14 protein-coding genes are annotated in these 11585 nt (G+C 70.9%); 9 read left to right on the top strand and 5 right to left on the bottom strand.

Annotated elements, in window-relative coordinates:
- Window positions 1-980: small ribosomal subunit Rsm22 family protein (locus tag QR77_RS09880; RefSeq protein ID WP_040027627.1), on the bottom strand; the 980-nt coding region annotated here is incomplete at its 3' end.
- A 195-nt stretch (window positions 981-1175) separates the two neighbouring features.
- On the opposite strand from QR77_RS09880, the gene QR77_RS09885 reads away from it, so the two are divergent.
- The 4 genes from QR77_RS09885 (at window position 1176) to QR77_RS09900 (ending at window position 3089) form a co-directional block, all read left to right on the top strand.
- Complete coding sequence (locus tag QR77_RS09885) at window positions 1176-1379, top strand: hypothetical protein (protein ID WP_040021040.1); 204 nt, start codon at window positions 1176-1178, stop codon at window positions 1377-1379.
- 3 nt (window positions 1380-1382) lie between these two features.
- Entirely contained in the window at window positions 1383-1919 is a 537-nt protein-coding gene (locus tag QR77_RS09890) for a DUF6879 family protein (protein ID WP_040021042.1), read from the top strand.
- Window positions 1916-2758, top strand: coding sequence for a helix-turn-helix transcriptional regulator (locus QR77_RS09895; protein ID WP_040021045.1), 843 nt, complete (start codon window positions 1916-1918; stop codon window positions 2756-2758). The genes QR77_RS09890 and QR77_RS09895 overlap by 4 nt, the downstream gene beginning before the upstream one ends.
- Before the next feature lie 85 nt (window positions 2759-2843).
- On the top strand, window positions 2844-3089 hold the full coding sequence (locus QR77_RS09900) for a hypothetical protein (protein ID WP_040021047.1): 246 nt from the start codon (window positions 2844-2846) through the stop codon (window positions 3087-3089).
- Between the two features lie 218 nt (window positions 3090-3307).
- Here QR77_RS09900 and QR77_RS09905 read toward each other — a convergent pair whose 3' ends face one another.
- Window positions 3308-4624, bottom strand: a complete 1317-nt coding sequence (locus tag QR77_RS09905) for a multidrug effflux MFS transporter (RefSeq protein WP_078876583.1) — start codon at window positions 4622-4624, stop codon at window positions 3308-3310.
- Window positions 4625-4689: 65 nt separating this feature from the next.
- Between QR77_RS09905 and QR77_RS09910 the strand changes: the two genes are divergently transcribed.
- Entirely contained in the window at window positions 4690-5697 is a 1008-nt protein-coding gene (locus tag QR77_RS09910; RefSeq protein WP_040021049.1) for a Gfo/Idh/MocA family oxidoreductase, read from the top strand.
- A gap of 27 nt (window positions 5698-5724) precedes the next feature.
- Here the strand turns inward: QR77_RS09910 and QR77_RS09915 are convergent, their stop codons facing one another.
- On the bottom strand, window positions 5725-7368 hold the full coding sequence (locus QR77_RS09915; protein ID WP_040021052.1) for an alkaline phosphatase D family protein: 1644 nt from the start codon (window positions 7366-7368) through the stop codon (window positions 5725-5727).
- Between the two features lie 108 nt (window positions 7369-7476).
- Between QR77_RS09915 and QR77_RS09920 the strand changes: the two genes are divergently transcribed.
- From QR77_RS09920 to QR77_RS09930, 3 genes are all read left to right on the top strand, one after another.
- Window positions 7477-8238, top strand: a complete 762-nt coding sequence (locus QR77_RS09920; RefSeq protein WP_040021054.1) for an SDR family oxidoreductase — start codon at window positions 7477-7479, stop codon at window positions 8236-8238.
- 153 nt (window positions 8239-8391) lie between these two features.
- Window positions 8392-8838 (top strand): hypothetical protein, encoded by a 447-nt coding sequence (locus tag QR77_RS09925; protein WP_052488642.1) that lies wholly within the window; start codon window positions 8392-8394, stop codon window positions 8836-8838.
- A complete protein-coding gene (locus QR77_RS09930; protein ID WP_040021055.1) occupies window positions 8817-9278 on the top strand; it encodes a hypothetical protein in 462 nt (153 codons plus the stop codon). Before QR77_RS09925 ends, QR77_RS09930 begins: the two co-directional genes overlap by 22 nt.
- 79 nt (window positions 9279-9357) lie before the next feature.
- On the opposite strand, the gene QR77_RS09935 is transcribed toward QR77_RS09930, so the two are convergent.
- On the bottom strand, window positions 9358-10344 hold the full coding sequence (locus tag QR77_RS09935; RefSeq protein WP_040021056.1) for an aldo/keto reductase: 987 nt from the start codon (window positions 10342-10344) through the stop codon (window positions 9358-9360).
- 73 nt (window positions 10345-10417) lie between these two features.
- Here QR77_RS09935 and QR77_RS09940 point away from each other — a divergent pair, with 73 nt between their 5' ends.
- Entirely contained in the window at window positions 10418-10741 is a 324-nt protein-coding gene (locus QR77_RS09940; RefSeq protein WP_040021058.1) for a MazG-like family protein, read from the top strand.
- 93 nt (window positions 10742-10834) lie between these two features.
- Here QR77_RS09940 and QR77_RS09945 read toward each other — a convergent pair whose 3' ends face one another.
- Window positions 10835-11440 carry a hypothetical protein gene (locus tag QR77_RS09945; protein ID WP_040021060.1) on the bottom strand — a complete coding sequence of 202 codons (606 nt, stop codon included), beginning with the start codon at window positions 11438-11440 and terminating at the stop codon, window positions 10835-10837.
- Window positions 11441-11585: the final 145 nt, after the last annotated feature.

The raw sequence follows: 11585 nt of genomic DNA on the forward strand, positions 1-11585 counted from the left end.
GGCGGCCAGGCGTCACCCCACTGCGTGTCCCGCGCCGCCTTGTAGAGCGGCCCGTGCCGCTTCGCGACCGTCTCCCGCCGGAGCCCGTCGTCCACCGTGCACAGCTCCAGCAGCACCTGCCCCTTGCGGATCTGCGGCTTGCGGGTCACCCGCGCCGCCACCGGACCCGGCTCGAAGCGGGTCGCGGCGACATAGCTGAACTTCTCGTCCTCGTACGGCAGCGAGCCCTGCTTCACCTGCCGGTGCAGCGAGGACCTGCTGACCCGGACCGAGAAGTGGCACCAGTCCTCGCCCCGCACGATCGGGCACGCCCCGTCGTGCGGACAGGGCGCCGCGACCCGCAGCCCGGCGGCGATGAGCTGGTCGCGCGCCTCGATGATCCGCAGATACCCGTCGGGCGTCCCCGCCTCCACGACAAGGACGGCCTGCCCGGCGCGCGCCGCCTCGGCGATCAGCGCGCGGCGGTCCGCCTCGGTCAGCTCGTTGAGTACGTAGGACACCGTGACCAGGTCGGAGTCCGGCAGCTTCACCGACCGGCCGATCCGGCCCTGCCGCCACTCGACGCCACTGAGGGCCGGAGCCCCCGAGATCTCGGCCAGCTCCCGGCCGAGGGCGAGCGCGGGCTCGGCCCAGTCCAGCACGGTGGTGGCACGGGGCCGCTCCCAGACCGCCTCCGCCGCCCAGACCGCCGCCCCGGTGCCACCGCCCACATCGAGATGGCTGCCGGGCGCCCACCCGGGGGCCGCGTCGGCGAACGCGCCGAGCGCCGCACGTACCGCCTCGAACGTCGCCGGCATCCGGTACGCGGCATACGCCGTGACATCGGCCCGGTCCCTGAGCAGGGGCGCGCCGGTCGGCGTCGCACCCCGGTAGTTGGCGATCAGCCGCTCGACGGACTGCGCCGCCTGACTCGGCGGCAGCCCGTCGAGCAGCCCGGCGAGGGCGGAGCGCAGGACGTCGGCGCTGGGAATGGCGTTCACCGCCGAATTGTAGACACGCGCCCGGGACGCCTGACCGCACGGAGGTGCCGTCCGGCCTTCACGGGGGGGGCTTTGTCACATCGGTTGCGCGCAACCGCGAAGGCGGGTTCGGACTCCCGCAATCTTCCGCAATCCGGGACCGCGCGTCATCTGTCCGGCGGATCCTGGTTCCACACCCCCAGACCGGAGGACACCGTGACGCTCAGGTTCATCGGCACCACCAGCGACGACGGCGACTGCCCCACCTTGTACGAGGTGATTGAGACCGGCGACATCCTCGTCCAGGGCGAGCGGGAGACCGACCCCGAGCACCTCGCGCAGTTGCGCGACGTCAAGGACTCCGAGACGTTCGTCCGCATCCCTCGCGAACTGCTGACCCGCTTCGCACCCAAGGAGTAGCGCGTGCCCGAATTGATTCCCTTCGCTGACGCGGCCCGGCTTTTCACAGAGTTCGAACATACCGCTTGGCGCTTGGAGACACAGACCGGCTACGCGTCCGACCGCAGCGGCCCGAACTGGGCACGCTGGCAGCGCGGCGAAGACGTCAGCCACTCCGAGCCGGACGCGTGGCGGCAGAACGTCGCCGAACAGACAGCGGCCGGGAAGCGCTTCGAGCGCGTACGCCTGCTCGACGACCCGCCCACCGAGGGCCAGCGCTTCCTCCTCGCACGCGCGCCCAGCAACATCACGGCGGGCGAAGACATCCGCCACCTGCGGCGCGCGGACGCGGTACGGCTCAGTTTGCTGGATTTCGACTTCTGGCTGTTCGACTCGCGGCAGGTCATGCGGTTCGTGTTCGACGAAGACGGCACCACCCTCGGCGTACTCCTCACCGAGGACCCCGCCGTTGTCGTCGCGGCCTGCCAGACCCGTGACGCGGCATGGCATCACGCGGTCCCCTCCGCCGACGTCGGCGGAGCGGTACGTTCCACCGGGTGAGCACCGACTTCCAATCCGCTCGGGCCGCCCTCGGCGCGCGGCTTCGTGAGCTGCGCGTCGAGGCCAGCCTCGACGGCAAAGGCATCGCCGAGGCGCTCGGCTGGCAGCGATCCAAGGTCAGCCGCCTGGAGAACGGAAAGCAGACACCGGCTGCCGGCGACCTGGATGCCTGGGCAAAAGCCGTGGAACGCCCGGACGTTGCCGGGGAGCTGAAGGGGCGCCTCGTAGGTCTTGAGACTCAGTACCGTTCGTGGCGACGCCAGTTGGCCGGCGGGCACCGGGCCAGGCAAGAGCTGGGAATCGCCGAGAGTTCCGCGACACAGACGATCCGAGGCCTCGAAGTCGCCCGCATCCCCGGCCTGTTCCAGACTGCTGAGTACGCGCGTCACGCCTTCGAGGCGAACGCCGAGTTCCGCGAGACCCCCCGGGACGTCGAGGACTCTGTGCGGACCCGCATCCGGCGCCAGGAGACGCTGTACGAGCCGGGCCGCCGGTTTCGGTTCCTCCTCTGGGAAGGGGCACTCCGTGTTCTGACCTGTCCCGTGGAGGTGATGGCCGCGCAGCTCGACCGGTTGGGCGGACTGATCGGTCTCGACACGATCGAACTCGGCGTGATCCCTTTCGGTGCCCAGTTGCGTCGGGCGCCGACTCATGGGTTCTGGATCTACGACCATCGTCTCGTCATCGTCGAGACCGTCGGAACAGAAATGTGGCTGGACGACGCGGACAACATCGCCCTGTACGGACGAGCGTGGGAGTGGCTCGCCGAGGCTGCGGTCTACGGGCCGCAGGCGCGTCGTCTGATCGGCCGGGCGCGCGCCGCGATGGACCGTCGGTAGCAACCGGGGACAACTCCCGGGGGCGCGTGAACAATCCCGCGCAATCGGTCAACCGCAGGGCAACCGGCCACCCTACGGTCCCTGCATGGGCACCCTTTCGGACACCACCACCGATCCGGGCAGAGCCGAGCACCCGGCCGTCAGACACCTGCCGCCGCTGGACACCTGGTCCGACGACCAGCGGCGCGGCGCCGCCTGCGCGTACTGCGGGGGGCGGGTCTCGCTGGCGGATGTGATGGACCTGGTCGACCTCGGTGAGCGGCACGACCCGAGCGACAACACACTCGTCTTCCCCCGCGCACACCCGCGTTGCGCCGGCGGCACGTCATGACCCTCTGCGTGAAGGGCCCCTGACCGACCACGCCGGCGACGGCCTCGTGTGTCCCGAGCCCGTCGCCGGCCAGCCGCAGGAGGCCGCCCGATGACCACCCCCGTGGACGCCGCCTCGGTCCAGTGCGTGATCCGGCGTGCGCTCGTCGTCCGCCGCGACGCCCCGCGTGCCGAGCACTGAGCACTGAGCCGGCCCGCTCACCGGACCGGCCGGCCGCCTCAGCGCCGCCAGGGCCGTACGAGGCCCAGGAAGCAGGCCATCGAGCCGAGCGCGCACACCACCTGGACGACCGCCATCGGGACCGCCGTACGGTCGCCGGCGATTCCGACCAGCGGTGAGGCGACCGCGCCGATCAGGAACGACGACGTGCCGATGAGGGCGGAGGCCGATCCCGCCGCGTGCGGGGTGCGCATCAGGGCCTGGGTGTTCGTGTTGGGCATCGCCAGGCCCATCGCCGACATCAGGACGAACAGCGCCGCCGCGACCGGCAGCAGTCCGACCTGGCCGAACACCCCGCTGGTCATCAGCAGCAGCGCGAGCGCCGCGAGGGTGATGACGGACAGGCCGAAGGCGAGCGCCTTGTTCATGTCGACACGGCCGACGAGCACCCGGCCGTTGATCTGGCCGACGGCGATCAGGCCGATGGAGTTGACGCCGAAGAGCAGGCTGAACATCTGGGGCGACGCCCCGTAGATCTCCTGCACCACGAAGGGCGACGCCGAGACGTAGGCGAAGAGCGCGGCGAAGGCGAGCCCGCCGGCCAGCATGTAGCCGGTGAAGACGCGGTCGGCGAGGAGCCCGCGCATCGTACGCAGGGCCTCACCGACTCCGCCGCTGTGCCGTTTCTCCGGCGGCAGCGTCTCGTGCAGCCACTTCCACACGACCACGGTCAGGAGCGTGCCGACGACGCTGAGGACGACGAAGATGCCGCGCCAGTCGGTGACGCGCAGCACCTGGCCCCCGAGGAGCGGCGCGATGACCGGCGCGACGCCGGAGATCAGCATCAGGGTGGAGAAGAAGCGGGCCATCTCGGTGCCGTCGTACAGGTCGCGGACCACGGCGCGGGCGATCACGATGCCCGCCGCTCCGGCGAGCCCCTGGAGGAGGCGGAAACCGATGAGGAGTTCGGTGCTGGGCGCCAGCGCGCAGATCGCGGTGGCGACCACGTACGCGACCATGCCGAGCAGCAGCGGCCGGCGACGTCCCCACCGGTCGCTCATCGGGCCGATGACGATCTGCCCGAGCGCCATGCCGGCGAGGCAGGCGGTGAGGGTGAGCTGTACGGTCGCCGCCGGTGAGTTCAGCGACCGGGTGACCTCGGGCAGGGCCGGCAGATAGCCGTCCATGGAGATCGGGGGGAGGGCGGTGAGTCCGCCGAGTACGAGGGTGACCAGCAGGCTCGCGCGGCGTGCGGTCGGGGTCTTCGGGTGACGGGGTGGCTGGTGCGACTGATGGTGTGGCTGGTGCTGCGATATCCGTTCTGTCGGTCTCTGACCTCGGGCGGTCTGGGCGCCGTCAGGCATCCGTATCTCCATGTCCTTGAATCCTTACCTATGCTCTCAGCTCAACGCAGTGGTCGAAACCTGTTAATGAGGCAGCTATGCATTCGGAACACACCACACCCGGAAGAACCGTGCGCTGGGGCGTACTCGCGACGGGCGGCATCGCTTCGCGCTTCGTGACGGACGTCCAGGGACTGCCGGACGCCGAGGTCGTGGCCGTGGCGTCGCGCAGCGAGACGACCGCGAAGGAATTCGCGGGCAAGCACGGCATCGCGCGGGCGTACGGCGGGTGGGGCGGCCTGGTCGCCGACGACGAGGTGGACGTCGTATACGTGGCGACACCGCACTCCGCGCACCGCGTCGCCGCCGGGATGGCGCTGACCGCGGGGAAGCCGGTGCTGTGCGAGAAGGCGTTCACGCTCAACGCCAGGGAGGCCGGCGAGCTGGTGTCCCTCGCGCGGGAACGTGGCCTGTTCCTGATGGAGGCCATGTGGATGTACTGCAACCCGGTGATCCGCCGCCTGACGGAGCTGGTGCGGGACGGCGCGATCGGTGAGATACGGACCGTACAGGCCGACTTCGGGCTCCAGGGGCCCTTCGCGCCCGAGCACCGGCTGCGCGATCCCGCGCTCGGCGGCGGCGCCCTGCTCGACCTCGGCGTCTATCCGGTGTCCTTCGCGCAGCTCCTGCTGGGCGAGCCCGACCGCGTACATGCCGAGGCGCTGCTCTCCCCCGAGGGCGTCGACCTCAACACCGGGCTGCTGCTGGGCTGGAACTCGGGCGCGACGGCGCTGCTCACCTGCTCGGTGACGGCCGAGACGCCGAGGACGGCGACGGTGACCGGTACGGCGGGACGCATCGAGGTGCCCGCCGGGTTCTTCGAGCCCGACCGGTTCTTCCTGCACAGGCCCGGCAAGGAGCGGGAGGAGTTCACCGTGGGGAGCGAGCTGTCGGGCATGGGCCACGAGGCGGCCGAGGTGATGCGCTGTCTGCGGGCGGGCGAGACGCAGTCGCCGCTGGTGCCGCTGGAGGGCACGCTCGCGGTGATGCGGACGCTCGACGCGGCGCGCGAGCGGATCGGCGTCCGCTACCCCGTGGATCTCTGACAGCAAGACGCTCAGCCGGTGAGGCACTCAGGCGCGCTTGACGCCCTGGCCCCCGACCTCGGTCACGAATGAAGCGGACGTCGTGACCGGGGCGCCGGGCGTCGTGACGGCCGTGAGCGTCCGGTAGTCGGCGCGCGCCTGTTTCGCGCCGAGGGTCACCGTCACGTACCCGCGCCGCCCGTCGTAGAACTTCATGTGCGGGTTGGCCTTCGTGTACAGCTCCCAGGTGGGGAGGTGCTCGGCGCCGTTCCTGCCGCTGGAGACGGACGTCGCCACGATCTCGGTGCCCATGGTCTTCGAGGCCAGGTCGTCGAAGTCCGCCTTGATGTCGTACGCGTACGCCACGTGCACATCGCCGGTCAGGACCATCAGATTGGCGATCCCGGTCGCCGCCGCCGCGTCCAGGAACCGCTTGCGCGCCGCCGGATAGCCGTCCCACGCGTCCATGCTGAGCATCGGGACCGGGTTGAGGTCGAGTCTGCGCAGCGAGAAGTTGGCCTGCTGCGGTACGACGTTCCAGGTCGCCGTCGAGGCGCTCCAGCCGTCCGCCAGCCAGCGCTCCTGCGTGGCGCCGAGCATGGTGCGCGACGGGTTCTCGGACTCGGGGCCCGGCACGTCGAGGCCGTCGCCGTACGCCTGGTCGCTGCGGTACTGCCGGGTGTCGAGGATGTCGAACTGGGCGAGCTGCCCGTAATGCAGCCGCCGGTAGAGCTGCGCGTCGGGTCCGCTGGGGAGCTGGGGGGTGCGCAGCGGCTGATTCTCCCAGTACGCGCGGTACGCGGCGGCCCTGCGCAGCAGGAACTCGTCGGGCGGTACGTCGTTCTGCGGGATGTCCGCCGCGTAGTTGTCCTCCACCTCGTGGTCGTCCCAGGTGACGACGAAGGGGTGGACGGCGTGCGCGGCCTTCAGGTCCGGGTCCGTCTTGTAGAGGGCGTACCGCAGCCGGTAGTCCTCCAGGGTCATGGTCTCCCGGTTGAAGAGCGCGGGCAGCCTGCGGTCGGTGTACGCGCGGAAGCCGCCGACGGCCGACACCGGCGACTCGTAGAGGTAGTCGCCGAGGTGGACGACCACGTCGACGTCCTCCTGGGCGAGGTGCCGGTAGGCGGTGAAGTAGCCGTCCTGGTACGCCTGGCAGGAGACGGCGGCGAACTTCACCTCGTTCGTCGTGCTGTTACGGGCGGGGGCGGTGCGGGTACGGCCGACGGGGCTGATCCAGGAGCCGGTGCGGAACCGGTAGTAGTACACCCGGTCGGCTGCGAGGCCGACGACGTCGACGTGCACGCTGTGGTTGAACTCGGGGTGTGCCTGCGCCTTGCCCTGCCCGATGACGTTCGAGAAACGCAGGTCGCGGGCCATCTCCCAGCGTACGGTGATCCGCTGGGCCGGCAGGCCGCTGCCGGGTTCGTACGGGCGGGGCGCGAGCCTCGTCCACAGCACCACGCTGTCGGGGCGGGGGTCACCCGAGGCGATGCCGAGGGTGAACGGGTCCTCGGTGATCTTCCTGGGGTCCAGTTCGGCGGCGCTCGCGACCCCGGTGGCCGGCAGGCCGGCCGCGAAGGCGAGCGTGGCTGCGGCGGCCGTACCGGTGAGGAACCCGCGGCGGCCGATGTGGGCGGCGGCGGCCCTGAGTTCAGGTGCGTGGGTGTCCGGCGAGCGGTGTACGGGCGTCACGTGTCCCTCCCCTGACGACGGCTGGTTGGCGGTACACAACGTCCAGATGGCGGAAGTATCGATTCCGCATGCTGGACCTCATCTCTACCTCACGTAATCTGCGTGGCCATGGACGCCATGCGGAAGATCGCAATAATCACTGGAGCGGGCTCAGGCATCGGACGGGCGGTCGCCCCGGTGCTGGGCGCTGCGGGCTGGTCGCTGGTCCTGGCGGGCCGGAAGCCGGAGAAGCTGGCGGAGACCGCGACGGCGGTCGAGGCGGCGGGCGCCGAGGCGCTGTGTGTGGCGACGGACGTGTCACGCCCGGAGGACGTGGACGCGCTGTTCGCCGCCGCGAGCGAGCGGTACGGCCGCCTCGACCTGCTCTTCAACAACGCGGGCACGTTCGGGCCCGGCGGGCTCCCGGTGGAGGACCTGCCGTACTCGGCCTGGCAGAAGGTGGTGGGCACGAACCTGACGGGCGCGTTCCTGTGCGCGCAGGCGGCGTTCCGGCTGATGAAGGCGCAGACCCCGCAGGGTGGCCGGATCATCAACAACGGCTCGATCTCGGCCCACGCCCCGCGCCCCGACTCGGTGGCGTACACGGCCACCAAGCACGGCATGACGGGCCTGACCAAGTCGCTGTCCCTGGACGGCCGCAAGTACCGCATCGCGTGCGGCCAGATCGACATCGGCAACGCGGCGACGGACATGACGGAGCGGATGCGGCAGGGCGTGCCACAGGCCGACGGTGAGCTGGCGGTGGAGCCGGTGATGGACGTGGCGGACATCGCGACGACGGTGCTGCACATGGCGGAACTGCCGCTGGAGGCGAACGTCCAGTTCGCCACGGTCCTGGCGACGACGATGCCGTTCATCGGCCGGGGATAGGGCCGGGGGCCACGCGCGGGGACTTGGGACGCGGGACGCGCGCGGGGGACGCGGGACTGCTGAATCGTTGAGCCGGTACGACTACTGCCCGCTCAGGGTGAACGAGACGCTCAGCCGGGTACGCGGGCCCGGCCCGGCCGCGATCCTGGGCGCATGTTCACACGCGTACGCCGCGCCGCGGCCGTCCTCGCCGCCGTCGTCCCGCTCCTGGCCGCGGCGCCGGCCGCCGCCCCGAACGCCTCCTGGGACACCAAGGAGAAGTGCGTCCAGAAGGACTGGGACGGCCGCCGCGTCCCCACCCGGATGGGCAACTCCGTGCTGGGCTGGCGTCATCTGTCCGCACCGCACAACATCACGACGTGCAGGCTCATCAACGCCGCGCTCAACGGCAAGCCCGACAAGAAGTCCGACAAGAACCGGAACCTGGAGTACTGGGGCTCGGCCATCAACAGGGGCCGTCAGGTGAACTTCGTGGTCAAGATCCGCTACGCGAAGACCACCGACGACGGGAAGTACACCGCTCCCGGAGCGAAGGGGAAGGTCGGCGTCATCACCGCCTACTGCAAGGGGATGCGGAAGTGCCCGTCGTGGGTCAACTGACCTGTTCCCCAGGGTGCGTTGCCCGGGCGCAGAGCGCCGTCGCCGCCGCCCTGTGGCACTACACCGAAGCCCCTGTCGCCAAGCCGTACTACGTACGCGGATGCGTCCCCGACCCGGACGAGCCCGCCGTGACCGTCGCCCTGTGGACCGGCCCGGCGGCGCGGGACAAGATGAACCTCTTCCTGCTCGTGCCCCTCGTCTCCGAGGGCCTGCCGGTCCCGGCGGAGCAGGTGGTGGTGGGACTGATGCGGCTGGGGCGCGGGACGCACCTGTTCGGCTCGGCCGGCCGGCGGTTCGACGGCAAACCCGTCCTCAACGGGGGCGACCTGGTGCGGGGCAAGGGCCGGCCCTGCCTGTGCGGAGGGACCGCCGCCGAGGGCGAAGTGCGGCCGGAGGGCTTCTACTTCGAGCGCCCGGGTGAACTGAGGCGCTACCCCTGACCGCCGGCGGGGCGGTGCAGCTCGGCCCAAGGGGCAGTCAGCTCGCTGACTGCCCCTTCGCGGTGCCGACAGCACATCCCTAGGCCGCCAGCAGTGCCGTGATCTCCGTCAACTGCTCGGCCCGCAAAGGCCCGTACGCCAGGGCGCCCGCGTTCTGTTCCGCCTGTTCGACCGACCGGAACCCCGGGATCGGGATCGTGCGCGGGCTGCGCGCCCACAGCCACGCCAGTGCTCCCTGGGCGAGGGTGCGGCCGTCGCTGGCGAGCACCTCGCGGATGGAGTCGACGCGCGCCAGCCACTCCGGGGACGGCTCGCCGCCCTCGCCGAACCACCGCAGCCAGGACGGCGGGGTGGCGCGGATGTCGCCGACCGACCCCTTGCCGCCCGAGCCGTGCTTGGAGGTGAGCAGGCCCATCGCGAGCGGGCCGCGGTTGATGCTGGCGAGATCGAGCCGCTCGCAGAGGGCGAACATCTCCGGCGCGTCCTCCAGCACGTTGCAGGCGTGCTGTACGGCGGCGCAGTTCGGGCCCTCGGCGAAGAGCGCGGCGCGCTCCGGGTCGTCGGTGCTCCAGGCGTACGCACGGATGAGCCCCTCGGCGACGAACTCCTCGCAGGCTTCGCGGAGTTCGGCCGCCTCTTCGAGATCGGCACCGTTCAGGTGGAGCTGGTAGAGGTCGATGTGGTCGGTGCCGAGGCGGCCCAGTGAGGCGGTGAGTGCGCGCCGGGCGAAGGCGGGACTGGTGTCGGTGCCCGTCGACGTACGGCTGGCCTCGTCGATGACGTTGCCCCACTTGGTCGCGATCACCACATCGTCCCGCCGGCCCTGGAGCGCGCGGCCGAGGACACGTTCGCTGTGCCCGGCCCCGTACGCGTCGGCCGTGTCGAAGAAGGTGATGCCCAGGTCGAGGGCCCGGTGGATCGCGGCGATGGACTCGTTGTCGTCGACCTTGCCCCAGCCGAGCGGGTTGCCGTCCGCGTCCTGCCACTCGCCGCCGATCGCCCAGCAGCCGAAGCCGAGTGCGCTCACCGATATGCCGCTGCGGCCCAGTGTTCTGGTCAGTTCCATGCACCGAACGCTATGAGGTGGAGTGCACACGAAGACAAGGGGGTGCGTCCTCCGCTCTGCCAGACTTCCCGCCATGGATCTGGAACGGCATACGTGGGACACGGTGGAGCGGCTGCACGCCTGGCTGGACGCGGCGGCCGTACTCCCGCCGGAGCAGGAGAAGCTGCTGCGCGTACTGAAGCTCTCCGAGGAGGCGGGCGAGGTGGCGGCGGCCGTCATCGGCGCCACCGGGCAGAATCCGCGCAAGGGCGTCACCCACACCTGGGGGGACGTGGAGGCCGAGCTGTGTGATGTCGTGATCACGGCGATGGTCGCGCTGCGGACGCTGACACCGGACGCGGCCGGGGTCTTCGCCGCGCACCTGCGGCGGGTCGACGAGCGGGCGGCGGGGCGCTGAGGGGAGCGGAGGGTCGAGGAGCGGGCGGCGGGGCGCCATGGGGAGCCGGAGCCGGTCTCCGGCCCCGCGCCTCCCCGGCGTCCGCGAACGGGCTCAGTAGCCGTAGCCGCCGCTCGAACCGCTGCTGTCGGAGCTGCCGCCGCCCGAGGACGAGGCGGCCTTGGTGATCTGGCTGCCGGCCGGGGACAGGACCCACCACTTGGCGCCGAAGCCGTCGATGCCCTGGCCGTTGGTCTGACCGGCCGAGCTGTCGCCCTTGAAGTAGTAGAGCGGGTGGCCGTTGTAGGCGACCTGCTTGGTGCCGTCGTCGCGCGTGATCGTCGTCAGCTTGCCGGCCGTGGCTCCCGTACCCGCCTTCGGCGCGTCCTTGGAGGTCAGCGGCGGCCACTGGGTCGCGCAGTCGCCGGAACAGGTGGACTTGGTCCTGGTGTCCGAGGCGAACATGTAGAGCGACTTGCCGGAGCTGTCGGTCAGGTACGTGCCCAGCGTGCCGCTCTTGGTCATCACCGAGGCGGCCGTGCCGCTCGCCGGAGCCCCCGCCGTGCTGCCGGCGGCGGAGCTGGGGGCCGAACTCGACGCGGAACTGCCCGAGCCCGAGCTGTCGGACCCTCCGCACGCCGCGGCGAAGGCGGCCAGCGCCGCCGCGGAGAGTCCGAGCCCGAGAGTGGAGGAGAACTTGCCCTTGCCGCGGAGATTCATGGACCGATCCCTTGTTTGAGGTGTGAGGCGGGGTACGCGACCGCCTCTCCGGCGGTCGCGTCTTCACCCTCAGTACGGGACGGCTACCCGCTTCTCTCAAAACGGGCCAGTGAGAGGAATCACGGACAATACGATGAACGGCGCC

Origin of the sequence: Streptomyces sp. 150FB (genome assembly GCF_000818195.1) — a bacterium.
Lineage (GTDB): Bacteria > Actinomycetota > Actinomycetes > Streptomycetales > Streptomycetaceae > Streptomyces.

Coding starts and splice junctions, on each gene's coding strand:
- QR77_RS09900 (WP_040021047.1), top strand. CDS start 2,844: ATGGGCACCCTTTCGGACACCACCACCGATCCGGGCAGAGCCGAGCAC.
- QR77_RS09905 (WP_078876583.1), bottom strand. CDS start 4,624: ATGGAGATACGGATGCCTGACGGCGCCCAGACCGCCCGAGGTCAGAGA.
- QR77_RS09910 (WP_040021049.1), top strand. CDS start 4,690: ATGCATTCGGAACACACCACACCCGGAAGAACCGTGCGCTGGGGCGTA.
- QR77_RS09920 (WP_040021054.1), top strand. CDS start 7,477: ATGGACGCCATGCGGAAGATCGCAATAATCACTGGAGCGGGCTCAGGC.
- QR77_RS09925 (WP_052488642.1), top strand. CDS start 8,392: ATGTTCACACGCGTACGCCGCGCCGCGGCCGTCCTCGCCGCCGTCGTC.
- QR77_RS09935 (WP_040021056.1), bottom strand. CDS start 10,344: ATGGAACTGACCAGAACACTGGGCCGCAGCGGCATATCGGTGAGCGCA.
- QR77_RS09940 (WP_040021058.1), top strand. CDS start 10,418: ATGGATCTGGAACGGCATACGTGGGACACGGTGGAGCGGCTGCACGCC.
- QR77_RS09945 (WP_040021060.1), bottom strand. CDS start 11,440: ATGAATCTCCGCGGCAAGGGCAAGTTCTCCTCCACTCTCGGGCTCGGA.